20 protein-coding genes are annotated in these 20,996 nt (G+C 40.0%); 13 read left to right on the top strand and 7 right to left on the bottom strand.

Annotated features, from left to right (window positions below; translation table 11 throughout):
- The first annotated feature begins 6 nt into the window (after window positions 1-6).
- The 9 genes from EHQ16_RS18330 (at window position 7) to EHQ16_RS18290 (ending at window position 9,381) form a co-directional block, all read left to right on the top strand.
- Entirely contained in the window at window positions 7-3,135 is a 3,129-nt protein-coding gene (locus EHQ16_RS18330) for a TAT-variant-translocated molybdopterin oxidoreductase (RefSeq protein WP_208742326.1), read from the top strand.
- A gap of 19 nt (window positions 3,136-3,154) precedes the next feature.
- Window positions 3,155-4,528, top strand: coding sequence for an NrfD/PsrC family molybdoenzyme membrane anchor subunit (nrfD, locus tag EHQ16_RS18325; protein WP_135600602.1), 1,374 nt, complete (start codon window positions 3,155-3,157; stop codon window positions 4,526-4,528).
- Between the two features lies 1 nt (window position 4,529).
- A complete protein-coding gene (locus EHQ16_RS18320; RefSeq protein WP_135632671.1) occupies window positions 4,530-5,096 on the top strand; it encodes a DUF3341 domain-containing protein in 567 nt (188 codons plus the stop codon).
- Window positions 5,093-5,680, top strand: coding sequence for a c-type cytochrome (locus EHQ16_RS18315; RefSeq protein WP_135632669.1), 588 nt, complete (start codon window positions 5,093-5,095; stop codon window positions 5,678-5,680). The genes EHQ16_RS18320 and EHQ16_RS18315 overlap by 4 nt, the downstream gene beginning before the upstream one ends.
- Before the next feature lie 8 nt (window positions 5,681-5,688).
- Complete coding sequence (locus tag EHQ16_RS18310; RefSeq protein WP_135632667.1) at window positions 5,689-6,939, top strand: hypothetical protein; 1,251 nt, start codon at window positions 5,689-5,691, stop codon at window positions 6,937-6,939.
- A 10-nt stretch (window positions 6,940-6,949) separates the two neighbouring features.
- Window positions 6,950-7,465, top strand: coding sequence for an Lsa16 family lipoprotein adhesin (locus tag EHQ16_RS18305; RefSeq protein WP_135632998.1), 516 nt, complete (start codon window positions 6,950-6,952; stop codon window positions 7,463-7,465).
- A 145-nt stretch (window positions 7,466-7,610) separates the two neighbouring features.
- Window positions 7,611-7,874 carry a hypothetical protein gene (locus tag EHQ16_RS19615; protein WP_244242140.1) on the top strand — a complete coding sequence of 88 codons (264 nt, stop codon included), beginning with the start codon at window positions 7,611-7,613 and terminating at the stop codon, window positions 7,872-7,874.
- Between the two features lie 485 nt (window positions 7,875-8,359).
- Window positions 8,360-8,809 carry a MarR family transcriptional regulator gene (locus EHQ16_RS18295; protein WP_135632665.1) on the top strand — a complete coding sequence of 150 codons (450 nt, stop codon included), beginning with the start codon at window positions 8,360-8,362 and terminating at the stop codon, window positions 8,807-8,809.
- Between the two features lie 2 nt (window positions 8,810-8,811).
- Entirely contained in the window at window positions 8,812-9,381 is a 570-nt protein-coding gene (locus EHQ16_RS18290) for a hypothetical protein (protein WP_135632663.1), read from the top strand.
- Between the two features lie 160 nt (window positions 9,382-9,541).
- Here EHQ16_RS18290 and EHQ16_RS18285 read toward each other — a convergent pair whose 3' ends face one another.
- Window positions 9,542-9,934 carry a DoxX family protein gene (locus EHQ16_RS18285; protein WP_135632661.1) on the bottom strand — a complete coding sequence of 131 codons (393 nt, stop codon included), beginning with the start codon at window positions 9,932-9,934 and terminating at the stop codon, window positions 9,542-9,544.
- 187 nt (window positions 9,935-10,121) lie between these two features.
- Here EHQ16_RS18285 and EHQ16_RS18280 point away from each other — a divergent pair, with 187 nt between their 5' ends.
- A complete protein-coding gene (locus tag EHQ16_RS18280; RefSeq protein ID WP_135632659.1) occupies window positions 10,122-10,775 on the top strand; it encodes an adenylate/guanylate cyclase domain-containing protein in 654 nt (217 codons plus the stop codon).
- 62 nt (window positions 10,776-10,837) lie between these two features.
- On the opposite strand, the gene EHQ16_RS18275 is transcribed toward EHQ16_RS18280, so the two are convergent.
- The 4 genes from EHQ16_RS18275 to EHQ16_RS18260 all read right to left on the bottom strand — a co-directional run bounded on the left by EHQ16_RS18275 (window position 10,838) and on the right by EHQ16_RS18260 (window position 15,498).
- Window positions 10,838-12,664 (bottom strand): AAA domain-containing protein, encoded by a 1,827-nt coding sequence (locus tag EHQ16_RS18275; protein WP_135632657.1) that lies wholly within the window; start codon window positions 12,662-12,664, stop codon window positions 10,838-10,840.
- Window positions 12,649-13,500 carry a tetratricopeptide repeat protein gene (locus EHQ16_RS18270; protein ID WP_135632655.1) on the bottom strand — a complete coding sequence of 284 codons (852 nt, stop codon included), beginning with the start codon at window positions 13,498-13,500 and terminating at the stop codon, window positions 12,649-12,651. The genes EHQ16_RS18275 and EHQ16_RS18270 overlap by 16 nt, the downstream gene beginning before the upstream one ends.
- 244 nt (window positions 13,501-13,744) lie before the next feature.
- Window positions 13,745-14,575, bottom strand: coding sequence for a crotonase/enoyl-CoA hydratase family protein (locus EHQ16_RS18265; protein WP_135632653.1), 831 nt, complete (start codon window positions 14,573-14,575; stop codon window positions 13,745-13,747).
- Entirely contained in the window at window positions 14,572-15,498 is a 927-nt protein-coding gene (locus tag EHQ16_RS18260) for a prolipoprotein diacylglyceryl transferase (protein ID WP_135632651.1), read from the bottom strand. The genes EHQ16_RS18265 and EHQ16_RS18260 overlap by 4 nt, the downstream gene beginning before the upstream one ends.
- A gap of 137 nt (window positions 15,499-15,635) precedes the next feature.
- Here EHQ16_RS18260 and EHQ16_RS18255 point away from each other — a divergent pair, with 137 nt between their 5' ends.
- On the top strand, window positions 15,636-16,082 hold the full coding sequence (locus EHQ16_RS18255; protein WP_135632649.1) for a DoxX family protein: 447 nt from the start codon (window positions 15,636-15,638) through the stop codon (window positions 16,080-16,082).
- Window positions 16,083-16,168: 86 nt separating this feature from the next.
- Here EHQ16_RS18255 and EHQ16_RS18250 read toward each other — a convergent pair whose 3' ends face one another.
- Window positions 16,169-17,170 carry a M23 family metallopeptidase gene (locus EHQ16_RS18250; protein WP_135632647.1) on the bottom strand — a complete coding sequence of 334 codons (1,002 nt, stop codon included), beginning with the start codon at window positions 17,168-17,170 and terminating at the stop codon, window positions 16,169-16,171.
- Window positions 17,171-17,237: 67 nt separating this feature from the next.
- Between EHQ16_RS18250 and pcnB the strand changes: the two genes are divergently transcribed.
- Both pcnB and EHQ16_RS18240 read left to right on the top strand, forming a co-directional pair.
- Entirely contained in the window at window positions 17,238-18,731 is a 1,494-nt protein-coding gene (gene pcnB, locus EHQ16_RS18245; RefSeq protein WP_135632645.1) for a polynucleotide adenylyltransferase PcnB, read from the top strand.
- A gap of 73 nt (window positions 18,732-18,804) precedes the next feature.
- Entirely contained in the window at window positions 18,805-20,070 is a 1,266-nt protein-coding gene (locus EHQ16_RS18240; RefSeq protein WP_135632643.1) for an ATP-binding response regulator, read from the top strand.
- Here EHQ16_RS18240 and thiL read toward each other — a convergent pair.
- On the bottom strand, window positions 20,049-20,957 hold the full coding sequence (thiL, locus tag EHQ16_RS18235; protein WP_135632641.1) for a thiamine-phosphate kinase: 909 nt from the start codon (window positions 20,955-20,957) through the stop codon (window positions 20,049-20,051). The two genes, EHQ16_RS18240 and thiL, sit on opposite strands and share 22 nt — an antisense overlap.
- Window positions 20,958-20,996 lie beyond the last annotated feature (39 nt).

Genomic DNA, 20,996 nt, shown 5'->3' with positions numbered 1-20,996 from the left:
TTTATGATGAAAGACGATAGTTTCCAAAAAGAAAAAAAATCGCTTTGGCAGTCTTATGAACTTCGCGGAACTTCTCGCGAACGTGAATTGCAAAAGCAAGAGTTCTATAAATCTCCAGATCCCCTGATTGCAAAAATCAAAAAGGGTGATTTTGATAGAAAAACTTTCTTAAAGTTTATGGGTGCATCCGTTGTGATGACAACTGTTGGTTGTATCCAAAAACCTGCTGAAAAAATTGTTCCTTATGTGAACTTAACCATTAAGAACCCAGACAACAACGAAGTAGAACAATACGACTTCGTAAAACATGGACACTCTTACCACTATGCTTCTGTTTGTGGTGGATGTTCTGTTGGTTGTGGAATCTTAGTGAAAGCAAAAGACGGACGACCTTTGAAACTCGAAGGAAATCCAAACCATCCAATTTCGGAAGGTGCTCTTTGTGCTTCTGGACAAGCTTCTATTTTTGATCTTTATGATGCAGACCGTGCCAAAGAACCACAACAAGTGGTGAATGGAACTGCTAAGTCTAGCGACTGGTTTGTTTTAGACAAAGATGTAAAAGAGAAATTGAAAGCCAACAAAGGAAAAACCATTGTTGTCACAAAACCTCTTTCTTCTCCTGCAACCGGTGAATTCATTTCTGAATTCTTAAAATCGGTTGGTGGTGGAAAACACATCGAAGTAGCTTTTGCATCTTCTGATGATGCGATTACTATTGCTCAAGAAAAATCTTACGGAAAGGCAGTTCTTCCAAACTACCATTTCGACAAAGCAAAAGTCATCCTTTCCATCGACAGTGACTTTTTAAATCACACAAACTACCACAATGATTTCTCTAAAAGAAGAGACTTACAAGACAAAGGTGTAAAATCCTTCAATGCTTTCATTGCGGCAGAAACTCATCCGTCTATGACGGGTTCCAACGCTGACCAAAGAGTGCCACTAAAACCAGGTGACCAAAGAAAGTTTGCTCTTGTGATTGCAAAAGCTCTTTCTGATTTGGGAGTGGGTGGTTCTACAGGAGTTTCCGGAATCAATGTAGAGTCTTCTGCAGCGGAACTTGGAATTTCCAAAGAAGTAGTTTTACGCACTGCCAAGGCTCTTGCTTCTGCAAAGGGTGAGTCCATTGTTGTTGCTGGTGGTTCGAATGCTCTGACTGCCGATGCAGTAGACCTTCAAATCGCAGTGAACATGCTCAACAGCATGCTCGGTAACGATGGAAAAACGATCGATGCAGGAAATCCTTTGAAAGAAGGACGTTCTAACTACGCTGAAAATTTAAAATCTCTCGCAAAAGACTTAAAAGAAAGAAAAGCCGGTGTGGTGATTCTTTTCGGTGTGAACCCTGTCTACCAAGCGCCAAACGGAGATGAGTGGAAAAAACTCCTTCATGAAGCAGCACAAGTAGTTCAAGTTTCTGACCGAGTGGATGAAACAGCACTTGCTTCCAACTGGCTTGCTCCAGTGTCTCACTTCCTAGAGTCTTGGGGAGATAACGAATCTGTTGCAGGAATTGTTTCCGTACAACAGCCAACCATCCGACCGATCTTCCAGTCCAAAGCATTTGAAGATATGCTCATCACTTGGGCAGGTGGATCGCTTCTTGGTGCGAGTTCGTTATACGACTATCTCAAATCAAAATACTCTAAAAAAACAAACTGGGAAGACCTTCTCAGAAAAGGTGTGTTAGTTTCTGGAAATCCAAAAGCTGACAAAGCAGGACGATCTTTCCGTGGAACGATTGCTCCTCTTACTGCATCGAAATCTGGTCTTACTGTTTCTCTTTACGAAAGCACCGCACTCGGTAATGGCGAAAGAGCAAACAACTCGCAACTCCAAGAACTTCCAGATCCAGTATCTAAAGTCACTTGGGACAATTATGTTGCGATTAGCCCACAATACTCTCGTTCGTCGGGAATTAAACTCAATGATGTTGTCACAGTGACTGTTGGCACAAAATCGTTTGAACTTCCGGCTCTCATCCAACCAGGTCTCCATCCAGAAGCAGTGGGAATTGCTCTTGGTTACGGAAGAACAAACGTAGGTGAGATTGGAAACGGAGTAGGGAAAAACGCAAATACTCTTGCAGAAGAAGTAGACGGATCACTCGTTTACTCTGGACTTTCGATCACTCTTTCTCCTACAGGAAAGAAATACAAACTCGCTACCACACAAGACCATCATATGATGAGCCCTGGTGTGATGATGGGTGTGGAATGGAAAGAAAGACCTTTGATCATTTCTGCAAAACTCCAAGATTATGCTAAGAATCCAGGGGCAGGAATTCCTGAACCAGAGATTCCAAAAATCTTAATCGATGGAAAACTACAAAGAGCTCAAGGAGCGAATGCTCCTTCTGACCAACCAGGAAGCCAGTTCCAATACCCAGGATACAAATGGGGAATGGCAGTGGATCTTACTTCTTGTTCTGGTTGTGGTGCTTGTGTAGTCGCTTGTAATATTGAAAACAACGTGCCAATGGTAGGACGTGACGAAGTGAGAATGGGTCGTGAGATGCATTGGCTTCGTATTGACCGTTACTACATCGGTGATCCTGAAAAACCGGAATCACTCGAAATTGCGCACCAACCACTCATGTGCCAACATTGCGACAATGCTCCTTGTGAGACAGTTTGTCCAGTAGCTGCGACTGTTCACAGTTCGGAAGGAACCAACGATATGGTTTACAACCGTTGTGTGGGAACTCGTTACTGCTCAAACAACTGCCCTTACAAAGTGCGTCGTTTTAACTGGTTAGAACATTGGACAGAACACAATCTACTTGGCGAAGCAACACCTACATTTAAGGCACTCCCACCAAGAAACCTTGGTCTCAACCCAGATGTCACCGTTCGTTCTCGTGGGGTTATGGAAAAATGTAACTTCTGTGCTTCTCGAGTAGCTGAGAAAAAAATCGCAGCGAAAAACGAAGGAAGAACATTACGAGATGGGGAAGTGAAAGCAGCATGTGAACAAACATGTTCTTCCAATTCCATTGTGTTCGGTAACGTAAATGATCCTGAATCTAAAGTAGCGAAGCTCTTGAAAGACCCTAGGTCTTACAAACTTCTGGAATACCTAAACATCGGACCGGCCGTCAGTTATATGACTCGCGTTCGAAACGAAGTTTAACAGGGAGAACACAAAGGGAATGTCATTAACACAAGCAGTTAGAGATAAATTAGACATCCCCGACCTGGTAACAGGCGGGAAGTCGCTTAAAGATGTAACCGTTGATATCGCAAAACCGAACGAAGATTTCCCTACCAAACTTTGGTGGAATACTTTTCTTTTGGTTCTTACGATCACCCTGATCGACGTAGCCATCATCGGATATTTGTTTTATGAAGGTCTTTACTTACTCGGGATCAATAACCCGGTAGGTTGGGGATTTTTCGTAGTCAACTTCGTATTCTGGATCGGTATCGGTCACGCAGGAACATTGATTTCTGCGGTTCTATTCCTATTCCGTCAAGGTTGGAGAACAGGGATTAACCGTGCTGCGGAAGCGATGACAATCTTTGCCGTACTTGTTGCTGCATCGAACCTCATCCTTCACGTAGGTCGTCCTTGGCTCGGATTTTGGTTGTTTCCTTATCCAAACGAAAGAGGTCCACTTTGGGTGAACTTCCGTTCCCCACTGATTTGGGATACGTTTGCGGTATCGACCTACCTTTCCATCTCCATGGTGTTCTGGTATTTAGGACTCATTCCTGACTTAGCAACACTTCGTGACCGTGCGACTGAAACTTGGAGAAAGAACTTATACAACGTTCTTTCCTTTGGTTGGGTTGGATCGGCAAGATCTTGGTCTCATTTGGAAATCGTTTCCATGATTCTCGCAGCTCTTTCCACTCCACTTGTTCTTTCGGTTCACACCATTGTATCCTTCGACTTCGCTGTTTCCATCCTTCCTGGTTGGCACACGACCATCTTCCCTCCATACTTTGTTGCCGGTGCGATTTTCTCCGGTTTCGCAATGGTGGTAACACTGATGGTGATTGCTCGTGAAGTATTCAATCTTAAGAACTACATCACGATGAAACACTTGGACAACATGAACAAAATCATGATGGTAACTGGTCTTATCGTGGGTCTTGCTTACGGAACAGAATTTTTCATCGCTTGGTATTCTGGAAACGAATACGAAGTGTTCGCATTCTGGAACAGAGCTTTTGGTCCTTATGGTTGGGCATACTTTATCATGATTTCATGTAACGTATTGTCACCGCAGGTGTTCTGGTTCCGCAAACTTCGTTACAATATCCCAGTGATGTTTGTTGCCTCCCTTGTGGTAAATGTAGGTATGTGGTTTGAACGTTTTGTGATCATGATGACACTAAACCGTGACTTTTTACCATCCAGCTGGGCTATGTATACACCGACACTTTTCGACTACGCAATGTTAATCGGAACTTTCGGTATCTTCTTTACTCTCTTCCTTCTCTGGTGCCGAATTATGCCAGTGATTGCGATTGCAGAAGTAAAAACAGTGATGCCACAGAAAGAAGGAGCACACCACTAGTATGTATCTTCCAAAATTAGAACAGTTTCACAAATACAAAGAAATGGATGAAGGAGTTCTCGGTCTTTTCGAGACTCCCGAAGCAATCATACATGCGGCAGAAAAAGCCAAAGAAAAAGACTACAAAGGATTTGATTGTATCCTTCCTTATCCTGTTCACGGGATCGATGAAGCGATGGGAACTCCAAGATCTGGACTTCCTTGGGTTACATTCTTTGCTGGTATCTTTGGATGCACGATCGGGATTCTATTCCAGTATCTCACTCATGCCCATGACTGGCCTCTCAATATCTCTGGAAAATCTCTCAATGCATGGTTTGCCTACGTGCCAATCATCTTTGAATTAACAGTATTTTCTGCAGGGATATACACTGTAGCTGCACTATGTTTTTTAAGCGGTATTCCCAAAGCAACCCGTCGAATCCTTCACCCAGATTTGACATCTCACAGGTTCGGACTTTGGATTCCAAAATCTGCTAAAGGTTATAACGAATCAGAAGTGGTTTCGTTTGTAAAAGGCCTTGGTGGATCGGAAGTAACCGTGGTAAAACCGGAGAACCAAAAATGAAACAAAACATCTTTAGAGTTTTAGCAATAGCAGGACTCCTCGTTCTCGTGAATTGCGATTACAAAACTCCCGTTTATGAATACTTTCCTAGTATGTATGATTCTCCTGCACGTGAGTCACAAGAAGATGATTCTTTTGCAACGAATGGATCGGCTTCTCGGATTCCTCCCAAAGGAGCAATCCCAGTAGGATACTTTCCATACCCTTATGCAGCAGAAGCAACTCCGGATACTCTTCCAGGGGCAGACAAAGGATTAAAAAATCCAATCGCCAAAGCAAACTTAGGTGATTTAATGATTGGTGAAAAACGTTACCAAACCTACTGCACACCTTGCCACGGGGTAAGGGGACTTGGGAATGGAACGGTAGTTGGACCTGCACCAAGGTTCCAACAATCACCTCCTTCTGTTGTCTCTGATAAAATCAGAGGTTGGTCCGATGGACAGGTTTATCATATCATCACTATGGGTCGTGGACTTATGGGAAGTTATGCTTACCAAATCGAACCAGAAGACAGATGGAAGCTCATTGCTTACATCCGAAAACTTCAAGAATATGAAGTTCAAAATAAAAAGGCGAACTAGGGGAAACTATGAGCGCGACAAAAGCAGCTAAACTAGACGAAAAATTACTGCAGTTCAAATTGCCGGTAAACCTTCGTAATGCCCTCATTGCTATGATCGGAGTGGGAGTGGTGAGTTTTCTCATCGCTTTCCTCGGATTTGGTCATGAAACATCTCGTCATATGGACGAAGCAGGACATTTCCATCACACAAACTTAGGTTACCATGTTTTACTCATTGGAACTTATTTTGTGATTGGTCTTGCCATCACAGGAATCTTTTTTACAGCAATCCAGCACTTAACTGGTTCTCATTGGTCTGTCACTGTTAGACGACTTTTTGAAACCTACGGACTTTTCACTCCTATTGCGGGACTTCTGCTTGTGGGTGTAATTTTTGGAATGCATGACCTTTATGAATGGGCTGATGCGACGGTTCGTGAAAACGACCACCTCATCCACCACAAGTCAGGATACTTAAACCCAACGGCTTTCATCATTCGATGTGTTCTTTTCATTGGCGTTTGGACTATCTTTGCTTACATCTTTCATGGTAAGTCAGTAGGCCAGGACAAAGACAAAGTTGTTGATACAACTAAAACTTTGGCAAAAATCTCCGGTGGATTCATCCTTTTCTTCGCACTTTCATGGTGTTTCATGTCATTTGACCTTCTCATGTCGCTTTCCCCACACTGGTTCTCTACTATGTTTGGTGTGTATGCGTTTGCAGGAGCTTTCCAAACTTCCCTTGCTTCTTACTTAATTGTAATCGCTATCCTCAAGAAAAACGGATATCTCGGGGAAGCAGTGAATGAAAATCACTACCATGACATTGCAAAATTTCTTTTAGGTATGACTACTTTCTGGGCTTATGTGGGATTCTCACAGTTCATGCTCATTTGGTATGCAAACATCCCGGAAGAAACTTTCTTCTATGAGATGCGTATGACTGGCGGATGGGGATACACAACTCTTGCACTTCCTTTTGTGAAGTTTGTGATTCCTTTCCTTCTACTTCTCAATCGTCCTAACAAAAGAAATATCGATTTCCTTTGGAAATTGTCAGTATGGATTCTTGCCGTTCAGTTCTTCGAACTTTTCTGGTTGGTATTCCCTGCGAACTTTGAAAAATTTTCTATCCTTCACTTTGTTTTAGCTTTTGGCGGAACAGTCGGTGTGGTAGGGATTTTCGGTTTCTTTATCTTCAAAAAGTTGGAAAAACACAGCTTAGTTCCGGTTGGGGATCCTCGTTTGGATGAGTGCCTCCACCACCACCAATAGGAGAATGGAATTGAAAAACAAAATTGTATTACTAACGATCGCTTGTGCAAGTTTCACAGCTTGTTCCAAAAACGCAGAAGTGGCTTGGCATAAAAATTGTGATGCCAAAACCAACAAAGCAAGTTTGGATTTTACAGTTCCTTTGTATTCGGAAGCAGATTCTAACTCAAAAGTGGTCGAATTTGTTCCAGCTGGAACAGTTGTCAAAATATTTGGAGCGCGTAACCACAACGTTTGGGCGCCAAAATATTTTGTAAAAGTACAAACAGCAAAGAACGAAGGTTACATGAGCCCACGTTGTTTTGTTGTGAGCCAAGATCCAGAAAAAAGTGTTTGGAGATATTCCAAAGGCCTAGTAAAAGAGTACAACCCATTTTACAGCCCAACAGACAAAGAACACTATCCTCGTGGATATGAGTATGGTAGCTTAAAAGATCTTCCGAAAGACAAGATTCCACTTTCTGACCTGACAAAAGGTTTGGAAGAAGTTCCTTACACAAACAAAAACATGTTAAAACAAAACTAAGTTTTTACGAAGATCTGTTTGGTGGGAAGAGCCCACTAAACTATCATTTTAAGAAAGACCCAAGGGAAACCAAGGGTCTTTTTTTTACCCGCTTGACAAAAGTTATCTGTTAGATCATTATTAATCCCTTATAAAGGAGAAATGAATGAAACAGATGTTAGATAAGTTTTCGCTTGGGATTTTGAGTCTTTTTGTAGTTTTTAATTGTAGTACGGCAAAAATTAAAGATGCTAAACCAGATGTAAGTGGACCAAGTTTAAACATTTACCTTCTTGGTACAGATACAACAAACTATGCTGGTAGAAAAAGGATCATAGATTCTAATTATGAATTTGCAGAAGTAGACATCGCTTTTCAAAATATATCCAAAGAACCTTACCCAATCGAATTTTTGTATATGTATAATTAAGCAAAGGGGAATAGCCCTGAGTCTGCGAGTATTGCCGGATTTTCGTTTTGTTGCCATTTTGGTGAAGATTTACTGCAAGACCTACGCTCAATAGTATTTCTCACATCCCTATACGAAACTACCCTTTCCCCAGGAGACATTGAAACTAGAAGATACTATTATTTAGTAAAAAAAGGCGAATTTCCCAAAGAACTAACTTTCTATAAGAAATTGAAAAAAGAACAAGATAACAAGGAAGGTTTAGAAAAAATTACAGTGATTCCAATCAAAAAGTAATCCAAACCAAAATAAAGATCCAAGGGTAACCATGGGTCTTTATTATTTGAAAACAATCGAAACAAAAACTCAAATTTACAATTTCCTTTCAATATCATCTAGTCGACCAAACCGATTTTTTCGTAAAAATGATAATTTTTGTTTGCCATTGCTATATATCTTAGTTACTAAGATATATAGTAGGTAAGATATATCTAAACCTTGAACAAATGGAAATTACAAATTTTAAAAAAACCACACGTAAATACTTTGAAACTGCCCTGAACATGCATGAAGCCATTGCAAAAAAAGCAGATCTTACTGGAACAGACCATAAATACTTAGGATATCTGATTGAAAATGGCGAAATGAGTGCTGGCGATTTATCTAAGATTTCTGGCCTTACGACAGGAGCTATTACCGGTGTGATTGATCGCTTAGAGAAAAATAATTTAGTAAAACGAAAGTTTTTACAGGCAGATAGGCGAAAGGTGATGATTGTTCCCAATATAGAAAGGGCAAATCAATTATTTTCACCGATCTTTAAAAAACTACAAAAAGATACAGACCTTTTGATTTCAAGTTTTACTGATCATGAATTAGAAGTGGTTCATCGTTACTTTGAATCGGCCACTGAAATAATGGAAGGCATGTCAAAAAAATTACAGGGAAAAAAATAAAAATGAGCTTAGCCATAACATACTCTTTTGTAATCACCGCAATGATCGGAATACAAGATATATCCTCTTTGGTATTCAATCATTCTTTATCATTCGCAAAATACTCATTGTTCTTAAACTTACTATTATATTTTTTGATGAATGGTGCTCAAATTTTTGAAACTCTTATTTTTGTTCCACGTTGGGCGAATAGGAACCACCCAAATTTCCAAATATTAAACACTGAAATTAAATCTGCCAACTTAAAATACTTTTGGATTTTGTTTCACTCGGTTCATGAAATCATATTCTTGATATCTCTCTTGTTTTGTTTTCCAATCGAAGGGATTGGTAACTACCTGATTTCCCTCTTTTTCCTTCATATGGCTGTGAGGGTTTGGACTGTGATTTATTTTGCAGGGAAAATCATTCGATTCCAATCTTTGGCAAATTCTTTGAGCGAACTTTCCTCTGAGATTCCCGGTGAAATTAGAAAGTGGGTATTTTTGAATTATATTCGTGTTTTTATTTATATTGGAATTTCAATATCGATGATTCCATTAGTTCTGAAAATTTTAACCATTAATGGATAAAAAATCACCGGAATGGATTCTTTTGTTTTTAAATTTTTAGATTTATATCAATAGAATTGATGTTTGAGAAGGTATTACCCGGAAACATAAATATATCTTCGCTAAAACAATTGTTTTGGGGAGATGTTTATGTTTCCTTAGGTCGAACTATTGGTTGGTTCTATAAAAACCAAAAAAGTTCTTTTACTTTTCTGTTTCTTAAAGCAAGACCCACCCAAAGTAGAATTCCCACATACACCGGAAAAAGCGTATGGCTGAAAAGTGGATTTCCTACACGAAGATGAATGACTACAGCACCACCCAAATAACCAGTAAGCAACAGCGCACCGAGGGCAGATGTATTTGGAATTGCATAAAGGATGGTGGTTGCAAGAAGGATGATTCCAATGGTTTGAGAAAGTGATCCAGGTATCCCCAACTCATCCATAGTTTTTAATACGATTTCGAGTTCGGAAAGTTTTCCCCAGGCATCAAATAACAAAAAGGCAATCACTAGACCACTTAAGATCCTTCCTACCCAAAGCGTTGTTTTTGAACTTTTAGTATCGTTCATAATATCTCCTATTATCCTTTCAATTGGTCTGACCAGAAAATCATAAAGAATGCTATCAGATCAATAGAAATTTGGAACCAATCGTTATTGAATTTTTAGATTTCTTATCCACTACCAAAAAAGTGGTACCGTATCTTTTGTTCTCACTCCCCTTGACATTCCTCTTTTTGTTGTTATACTCGCATCCATGGGTCAAAAACGGGCGATTGCTACCTCTGCATCAGAAGAACGATTAGAAAAACTTTTAGAAGAAAGACTGAGTCCTGGCTCCAACCAAGAATTTATCGACAAACGAATTTGGGATCTTTTTGGTGAGACATGGTGTGTGATGTTCACGGATCTATCGGGATTTTCTCGTGGTGTAGCCAAATTCGGAATCATTCATTTTTTACAAACCATCTATGAATCACAAAGAATCCTTATTCCCGTACTCGATGAGTTTGATGGAATTCTGATGAAAGATGAAGGGGACAGTCTTATGGTTCTCTTTCGAAATACAAACAAAGCCATTCAATGTGCCATCCATATGCAAAAGGCTTGTAAACGTTATAATGAGGGACGAACAGCCGAGGAACAGATTTTACTCTGTGTGGGACTTGGGTATGGTAAAATTCTAAAGATTGGAGATACCGATGTATTTGGATCAGAAGTCAACGCAGCATCAAAGTTAGGTGAAGATACTGCCAAAGCTTGGGAAATTTTAGTTACCAGTGCCGTGAAAGAAAATGCTGACGAGACCACCGACTTTGATTTTGAAGGAATTTCAGAGATTCCACCGGGTTCCGATGGTGCTTATCGATTGGTCTATACCTTAGAAGGACCCAAGTGGGTTGTTTTATAAACGATAAACTGTAAATCAGTTTAAACAATCGACTATCTGTGTTTTGGACTTGTGAATTTTCATCATTCCATAAATTCATAAACAGAACGAATTTCACCACTTTCTTCTATGTAGGAATAAAGATTTTGGAATTCTTTGTTTTGGCAAAGAGTTCCTGAATCTCCTATGAGAATCAGATGTGACTTTGCACGAGTTAAGGCTACATTCAATCTTTTGGGATTTAATAAAAATCCAATCTCACCATCTCCGTTGGATCTAACCAAACTTAAAATCACAATTTCTGATTCTCTTCCTTGGAAAGAGTCGATAGTTTGGGTAAACCATCTGCCTTCCGAGGTCTGGATTAATTTTTCCACCTGTCCTCTGTAAGGTGAAATGACTGTGGTGATTTCTTTGGGAATGCCCAGTTGGAAAAGTTTCTCTACTGTCTGTATCTCTGTTACATTGAAAAAACTTGGTTCTTCTCCTTCCGTATCTTCTTCTGAATCACTACCTGCGGTATCGATCCATAGGATGGACGGATTGGAGCCGAAGATCATAGAAATGTCTATAGACTCATTCCATTTTGCATCGGGATGAGTTAGGATTTTACTTTCGTAGTAAGTTTGGTTTGGGAAACCAAGAATTTCAGGTTTCATCCGAAATTGTTTTTCTAAAAATAATATTCGTTCTCCAGAATCAAAGGTTACCGCTTTTTCTAAAAAACTATATAGGGACTGGTGGTCAGGATGAGAGTAATTGGCTCCTAGTTGTCTCGGATCTCCAAAAAAGAAAGTTTTTTTCCCTGCATACATTGCAAGATAACATCCAGGATCCAAACTTTGGGTGGCCTCATCGACAAAAACATAATCGAAAGTTCGGCCTTTTTTGAATTCATTTCCAAATCCTGAAAAGGTCGATACAATCAGTTCAGCACTGTCGAGTAACTTTGTGCGAATGTTAGATTCGGCTTCTCTGATCGTCCCAAGTAGTAACTTTGCTTCTTTTCGTAGTGCTTTTCGTTCTTCCCTTTCTTCTTTTCCAAAATTACGTTTCCAAGAGTTGGCTTTTTTTTGGATGGCTTTTAGTTCGGTCTGCCAGTTGTGAATTTGTTTTTGATCGGGATGTGTTTGGATGAGGTGATCTATATGGTAAGGTAAAACTTCTTCTTTAATTTTCGTGGAGTTACCCAAACGGATCACACGAATCCCTTTTTTTAAGGCGAGTTCCACAATATAATCGCAAGCAAAGTTTGTAGGACAAAGTGTTAATACTGATTCCTTGTTTTCTTTGATTTTTGCTACAGCTTGCATGAGTAAGGTGGTTTTCCCTGTTCCCGGTGGGCCAAAGATCACTCCGTAATCATGAATTTGAAAGATTCGTTCGAGTGGCGGTTTGTCTAGGCCCGACTTAGGTGGAGTAGGTTTTTCTCCGAGTCCAAATCCTAGAATCCAGTTTAGTTTTTTATGAGATTCGCTACTGTTATCGTTTGAGATTTTAGTGATGATATCATTATACAAATCATAGGTTGATTCTTGGAACCACATAGAAATTTGAAATTCGTTATCTTCCCACTCGTAATCACCTCGAACCTGTACGGTGAGTTTTGAATCAGATGTTTTGAATATATTTCCGAATATAGATTCTGTTGGGCCTTGGAGAAGAACTGGCATTCCTGGTTTTAACCAATCTTTTGTTTTTGGTGAAGGCGAAATATTAAAATCCGCCCTCCAAGTATTTCCGACAACAAATCGCAAATCTTCTAATTCGGCTGCTTTAATGGCTTTGGAGTCTTGGCCTTTTTCTAAAAACAAAGAACGTTCGTATTCTCTTTCTTTACTTAGAATTGTTTTTACATTTAGAATTTCTTCTTTTAGTGAACCAAACTCTTGTTTTATGGTTCTTCCCATTCAATATTCTCCAAGGTTGTAAAAAAACCATTTCTGAGTAGTGGTGCAAAGTCAATAAAATCGGCGGCTTTTAAATATAAAGAATCCTCAATAGAGTAAGCTTGGATTAAGTTGTTTGCTGCTTCTTCTAATTTTCCCAGCCGGCAATGGGCACGAGCCAAAATAATCAGTGTTTCTGGATCAATTTCTTTGCAGAATTCGATATGAGTTTTAATAGAGGTAAGTCCGTTTTCGGGATCTTCCGCCTCCAGGTAACATAGGGCTAACAAATCATAGTAGAGGAACTCCTCAGGTTCCACCATTTTGAGAGATTTTTTTAAAGAGGCAAGTGCTGAGTTAAAATCTCCACGAGAAAAATACAAAGACCCAAGTTCTGCCCAAATGTCTTTTCGATCAATCCCTCGTCCGTTACTTAGGTGTTCTTGCGAAAGTGCTTTTTTTAATACCTTAATTGCTTCTTCCGATCGTTCCATATCTTTTAGGAGCGAAGCAAGTAGGAGGTAATTTTCAAGATACGACGGGAAATAAAGTATACTTTTTTGAAGTAACACTTTGGCAGATTTAAATTTCTTTAATTTGATCAGATAACGCGAGTATACGGTGATACTTAAAGGATGAGATGGATAATTTTTAATAATGTCTTGAAATAAAGATTCTGTTTCTTTTGGGTTTCCGACTGCATACAAACACCAGGCTTTTTTTGCTTTGATTTTGATGAGAGCGGATTCGTTTGTTGTGTGTGATTCACTTTCGGCATAGACATTAAATGCCCGTGTGAATTCCTTTTCCTCTTCCAGGAGTTTGGCTTCGCGGATTAGGGAAAAAAAAGAACTCATACGCTGTTTTTTACTTCAGGAAATATTGGATTCGCCGATGGTTAGAATAGGGAGTAAAGATTGTAAAAGGAGGTCCTATCATGGTTCCATCTACACCTATTAACTCGGTCGTCAATTTGCCGAAGGAAATTTTCCAGGCACAAAACCAACTGTCAGAGAAACGCATGAAGTTGGCCGTGGAAGAAAAAGTTGGTCCGGCGGCAAAAAGCGAAAGGTTACTCGACATCTACTGTTAATTGGGAAATTAGTCTACCCGGGTTTCTGGATTGTAAACCGGTCGTTTTCTTTCCATAAACCCACCGATAGCCGCACGGAAATCTTTAGAATCGAGCATACTCGCATTCCAAACGGCCACATAGTCTAGACCTTCTTCGATGGTCTTTCCAATTCCATGGTTGAGAACTTGTTTGACCCCACGAATCACTATGGTTGGGTTTTCTGCAATTTCTTCTGCTGTTTTGAGTCCAGCTTGGAGTAACGAATCAAAGTCTTTTGTGACTTTTGTCACAAGTCCCATTTGGAAGGCTTCGTCAGCAGTGATATCTTTTCCTGTTAAGGCAAGTTCTCTAGTGTGGGCATTTCCTATGAGATGGGGAAGTCTTTGTAAAGATCCCATGTCCGCCACAATGGCAACTTTCGATTCACGTAGGGAAAATACCGCGTCTTCTGATGCATAACGAATGTCACAGGCAGAAACTAAATCCAATCCCCCTCCAATACAATGTTTTTGAACAAGGGCAATGGATGGTTTTTTTGAATTATAAACTGCGTTGATTCCTTTCTGCATGGTTAGAACCAATTGGTATAGTTTTTCTCTACCATCTGCTAATTCACCTTGGACTACTGGTTTGAATTCTTGAAAGAACTCTTCCAAATCAAGCCCAGTAGAGAAAGATTTTCCTTTGGCAGCGATCACAAAACAATGAATTTGTGGGTCAGCATTGATCTGGTCTACCATATCAGGTAGGTCACGCCAAAAAGGCCAGTTCATGGCATTTCGTTTTTCGGGACGGTTGAGCCAAAGGATGGCTACGTTTTTTCTTTTTTCAATTTCGAAAAATGGAGAAGGGTTCATACTGTTGTTTCTTCCTTTAACCAAAGTTTTTTGGAAATTAACAAATACACACCAAAAAGGATGAGTGCAATGGAGATGTATTGTGACTGTGAAAACCCATGCCAATAGTAACCAGTAAGAAAGGTTGGGTTTCCATTTGCATCGGGAATGTTCACAAGAGTGGGTGGGTCAATAAATGGGATCACCGCTTTATTCACACGTAAGAATTCAATGATGAGTCTTGCAAATCCGTGGATGATGAGAAACTGTGCTCCAATACTCCATTTACGAAAGTTTTGGTATCTGGCAAAGAATTGGAAGTAAGCAAAGTATCCGAATGCCATAATGGATTCCATCACTGGAGTGTTCCAAACCGGTACACCAGAAGGATGGGCACCATGGAAATCAAAAACAAAAAATGGGATCCGTGCGTCAGTGGCAAAACCATAACAACCATCTCCGCTCACAAAACATCCAAGCCTTCCGATCGCATAACCCATGCTAAGTGCAGGTACAACCGCGTCGTAATAAGCTCCGATGTCGAGTTTGTGATGTCGGAAATAGAGAGTGATGAAGAGCCACCCAAAAAGAAGTCCACCAAAGAAGACTAGACCACCACCACTAAAAAGCGATGACCAAAGGCCAGGGTGACCAGGGAAACCATTCCAATGGGTAAGAGGATAACTATATTTTCCATCATAACCAGGAACATCAATGAACACTTGGTCCCAAATTTCGAAGATAAAGAATATTTTGGCTCCAATTAAGGTACCTAAAATCCCTAGAAAAATCAACCAATCCGAATGGCTCGGATCTAATTTCCTTCGTTCTAACTCCTTGGGGAGGAGGTAAGAACCAACAAGAAAGGCCAACATCATAAGAAGGCTGAAAGTGGATAATCCCTCCCAGCCAAAGGGATTTGGAATCGGAATTCGATCTAACATAGGGGAAAGGGTAAAATTTAGGCTTAAAGGGGAAAGGAGAATTTAAAACCGCCGAAACCTGGAAATTTAGTAAAAAATTAACTTGACTCTAGATAGTTTAATATTAAACTATCTATTATTGATTTAAGGAGAACCATATGTTCGATACTCTATTTTCAACTTCTGGGGACATCATCCCCCTCATCTTACGCATCACGGCTTTTGTTGTGATCTTCCCACACGGTGCCCAAAAACTACTCGGTTGGTTTGGTGGTTACGGATTCAAAGGAACTTATGGATTTTTTACAGGACAACTAAAGTTCCCAGGGATCTTAGCAGTTCTTATCATCCTAGGGGAATCTTTTGGATCCGTTTTACTTCTTGTGGGATTTTTAACTAAGTTTGCAGCAGCTTCCATTGCCATCATCATGATTGGTGCAGCTCTCATTGCTCACAGACATAATGGATTTTTTATCAATTGGAATGGAAACCAAAAAGGGGAAGGATATGAGTTCCATATACTTGCAACTGGGCTTCTCATTGCTCTTGTTGTGGGTGGTGCTGGCGTATATTCCGTCGATTTTAACCTAATCGGAAAATTCTAAATTTAATTTATATTTCGAACTGGTTCGGCCTTTGTCCCTGCTTAAACCAACAAACAAGGGTTCGAACCAATCCCACCTAAACTTCATCAATCTAAGTTGATGTATTCTTCTGGATCCAGTGGAGAATCAAGACCAATCCGCACTTCATAATGGACGTGCGCACCCGTTGCCTTTCCCGTTTGACCCACGAGTGCAATTTTATCTCCCCGTTTGACCCGGTCTCCCGGATTGACTAAAATGAGCGAGCAGTGTCCATACAAAGTAAAAAAGCCGTTTTCATGATTGATTCGCACTGATTTTCCAAGCCCGCCCACAGCAGTGTCGACGGCAATGATTCCGGGGCCTGTGGCATAAATGGGTGTTCCTTCGCCAGCAGCAAAGTCAATTCCTGAGTGGGATTCCCCCACAGGTAAAATTCCAAAGGGATCACTTCGATACCCAAAGGTGGAAGTCACAACACCCACACCGGGCTTTAGTGGTCGGCCCCTAGGCATGGAATAAAAAATACTTTCTCTCATCGAAAGATAATCAATGGCATTTTGAAAATTAGGAACCAAATTTCCCAACTTAACACCAAACTGAGTGTAGGTGGTGACTACTTGTTGGAATAATAAAAGATTAGAATCTAGTTCACTGGCATCTTTCCGAAACTCTTCTTTGAGTAGGTAATCTTGGGTGATCATTTCCTTTTCTGGAATTTCTTCCCAAGCAAGGAGGTTCAAAGATTCAGTGGTGGATTCTAGTTCCTCAACAGATTCTTTTAAGTCTTGTGAGAGAAGGTCGTAAAACAAAAAAGATACAAGTTGGGTTTCCGTTTTTTTCTCTAATGAGAGATTGCGGTCAAAGAAAAACGAAAAATACAAGAGGAGGCCAAAGGAAAGGAGAACCAGGGAGAGGGATAACCCAAATAAAAACCCAAGCATCCCGATGGAAATTTCGATTTGTGCGAAAGGTTTTTCATCGTTTGGGATGAGGACAAAGCTCACTTTTTCCCGGCTTCGGGAAATCCACTTTTGGAGGCGTTTTCGCCAGCGTAAGTGTGCAATTTGGAGCCTTTCATAGGCGGTTGTGACGTAAGTTTCTGCCAATGTTCGTTATTCAGCCAATTTTTTCCTTGCCCATGCCATTTTTCAAGGGAAAGTGGATGAATCCAATATGTTTAAATTTCTCACTTCTCTTTTCAGAAAGAAAGCCGACTCTGTCGATTCCTTTTTGATGTACCCCGAGGGAAAGAGATACTATCGAGAAACCCATTCCATACGCAGGGCCAATATCGATGAAGATGCCATAAAAATCATCAATCGATTGAACAAGTTTCGTTACAAGGCCTATTTAGTCGGTGGAGGGGTCAGAGATCTGCTTATGGGCAAACGCCCAAAAGACTTTGATATAGTCACAAGTGCGACTCCAAACCAAATCAAAAGGATCTTCAATAACTGCCGAATCATCGGTAAACGATTTAAAATTGTACATATCATTTTTAAAGGTAAAATTATTGAAGTGTCAACGTTCCGATCATTACCGGAACATCGTTTGGAAAAACACAAAGCAGAAAACGATTATCTCATCAAACGGGACAATTCCTTCGGTACAGCAAAGGAAGACGCGGCAAGACGCGACTTTACCATCAACTCACTGTTCTACGATCCTAAAAACGATTCCATTTTGGATTACGTCGGTGGATTCGAAGACATCCAAAAGAAAACGGTTAGGGTCATAGGTGATCCAGATATCTCTTTTAAAGAAGATCCAGTTCGTATGTTACGAGCGGTTAAATTTTCTGTTTTACTTGGGCTTGATATCGAGAAAAAAACCAAACTGGCGATCAAAAAGAACCGTTTGGAACTTGAAAAATCATCCACAGCAAGACTATTAGAAGAATATAACAAAATGTTTCGGACTTGGAAAACTTCGATTATCTTCGAAGGCCTTGCTGAGAATCATTTACTTGATGTACTTTTCAAAGAACCTGCTGATAAATTAAAGAAAACTGACCCAGAATGGCGTGAACATTTTATGGAAACACCACTGGGAAAAAGACTCGCAGTCACTGACAAACTCCTCTCTGCAAGAGAAGAGATGACACCTGCTATCTTTTATTCGTTAATTTTTTACGATATCATCAAAGATCTTTATGAAAATGATCGTGGCCACCTAGCGCATAACATCAAAGAAAGTCTCCAAGTTGTTTTTGAACGAATGGGAATTCCAAAACGAGAACAAGACAATTTAGTTAAGATTTTTATCAGCCAACCTCGGTTTCAAGTTACGGATGATGAAAAAGAAAGACAAAACTCCTTTTTTAAGAAAAAGGACTATTTCTATGATGCGTTTATGGTTTATAAGATTGTGGCGATCTCAGAAGGAAATGAAGCAGCTGTTCAATCTGCTTTTTTCTGGGAAATTTCGCTCAGACAAAGACCAAAACCTGACAGCCATCAGTTCGGACAACAAAACCGTAAAAAAGAACCTAACAAAAAGCGCCCACCCAGAAAGAAACATAGGGACAGACGGGTAGGTTCTAATCACAACAATCAGAACCAAAACCAGACTGATTCGCAAAGTTCTAATTCTGGTGAGAGGGGAGAATCACAAGAACCGAGACAGGTTCGTGATACCTCTTCCGAAAACGAAGAAAGAGAAACATAACAACCGTTCCTTTTTAGTTTTTCGTTAGATTCATTCCATTGTCCTCGTCGAAATAGGCGAGGGCACTTTGGGTATGAAACAAAAACCAAATATTTTAATCATCGAAGATGATCCGACAACGGCTCTTTTATACACCAGTACCCTTCGCACAAGTGGTTATGAAATCATCCAGTTTTCAGGCCTAAAACCAACATTAGAAACCTACAGGGAAGATGGATTTAAATCTGTAGATTTGATTGTCACAGATTTAGTTTTGCCAGATGGGACAGGCAAAGAGCTAATTTTGGAAGTCCGTAAAACAAATCCAAACGTTCCTATCATTGTTGTTTCTGCTGCGGAGGATAGCCAGTCCATCATCGATGTGATGCGAGAAAATGTGCAGGATTATTGTATCAAACCCATCTCCCCAAAAGAGTTATCTAAAAAAATCCAATACCATCTTTCCAAACAGGAAATGGACTACCAAAAGACAGTTTTTGAAAAAGAAAAAATCATCTCACTCGAAAAGTTACTCGATTGGTATAGTTTCAAAAACCAGTCCTTAGAAAAGGGTGAGTTTGATAGCAAAGAATTACATAAAAATCTATTTCATGTTCTGCGAGCCAGTTTGTCCCAAGGGGCAGGGTTTGGGATTCTTGTCCAGATCATTGATATCATCAAAGGGATGACAAAAACCAAAGAGGGAGATTATATCCTACAAAAAGAAATTTTAGAGATATTAGAAGAGAATGCTAGTTATGCGAAAAAAGTCTTACAAACATTTACAGAAATCGAAAATATTATTTTTGGTCGAGTGGATTCTGTAAAGGTGAGTCTTCGGGAATTTCGAGCGGAAATCAGTGCCCTAGTTTTAGAAATGGATCCTCTCTTAAAAATAAAAAATCAAAAAATCCAGTTGGGAAAACTGGAAGATAAATATTTAGATTCGAAATATATCCTTTGGGACAAAGAATACTTTAGGAAATTCTTTGCAGAGTTATTACTGAATGCAATGAAGTTTTCTCCAGAATCAGGATCTATATTTGTATTTTTCCAATCTGATTCAGAGTTTGTTTCCATTTCTGTGATTAACTCTGTGGCAGTAGAATCTGATACAGGGCAAGGGATTCCTAACGAATATTTGGATTTAGTTTTTGAACCTTTTTTTCGTCTGACAAAAAACTTATATGAAAAGTATGGATCTCTTGATTTTGGAATTGGGCTCTCCCTTGTGAGGGAAACCATACATAAGTTTGGTGGTCATATCATTGTTCGTAATATCCTCGATCACTTAGGTGATGTAGTGACACCCAAGGTAGAGTTTAAAGCCACCTTACCTTATGTTTCTTCTGAGAAGTGAAGAAAACCCCTAGATTTGGGAAGGTAGGTTTTTCCATTTTTTAAAAATTGAACTCCCGGTTTTCCTTTTTCCAACCTTCCTACCATAGTCACGGGAACTCCTGCTAGTTTCGTTGGTAAAATTTCTGGAGACAAAAACAAAAGTTCTAATTCTTCACCAGAACCTAAACACAAATCAAATCCTAAAGTCTCCAATGCCAATGGGTCGAAGGGAAGTGATTCCATTTGAATTTTTAGTCTGCCACGAGAGGCCATTGCCAATCGTTCCCCATCTTGGATGAGTCCATCCGTAATGTCCATACAAGCATGGATTTTAAATTTATGTAACAAGAGAGATGTCGCGTAGCGTGAGTTTGGCGATAAGTGGCGCTCTATCGCTTTGGTAAATTTTTTATCTTTTGTTTTTTTCTTCAAAGAAAGAAAACCTAATTGGCTTTGTCCGAGAGATCCCGTGACATAGAGATAATCTCCTGGTTTTCCGCCAGAACGAAGCCAAGGTTTTTCGACAGTTCCTACTACGGTAAGTGCGAGTTGGGTTTTTGTGGCAGAAAAGGTGTCGCCTCCCGCTAGTTTCATCTCATATTGGTCTAAGGATTTCCGTAATTCTTTGGAAAAACTACGAACCCATTCCTTTTTCTGAGATAGGGGAGACAAACCAAGGTTTAAAAAACATTCTTTGGGTCTTCCACCAGAGGCAATGATATCGGAAACATTCACTTCGACAAGTTTTCTCGCCAAAACGGGAGCCTCTGACCATTCATGGAGAAAGTGGGTGCCTTCGGACAAAGAGTCGGTGGTGACTAGGCGGTTCGGGGCCAAGAAGTAACAATCGTCCTCAGGAGGAGGGGTTGTTCCAAACAGAGTTCGTATAATTTCGGATTCTTTCAAAGTTAAATCCCAATAAATTTGTTTGACCCGGTGTGAAAA

It is taken from the genome of Leptospira kanakyensis (assembly GCF_004769235.1).
GTDB classification, from domain to species: Bacteria; Spirochaetota; Leptospiria; order Leptospirales; family Leptospiraceae; genus Leptospira_A; species Leptospira_A kanakyensis.
The sequence above is the reverse complement of the archived record's forward strand: the minus strand, read 5'-3'. Positions and strand labels throughout refer to the sequence as shown.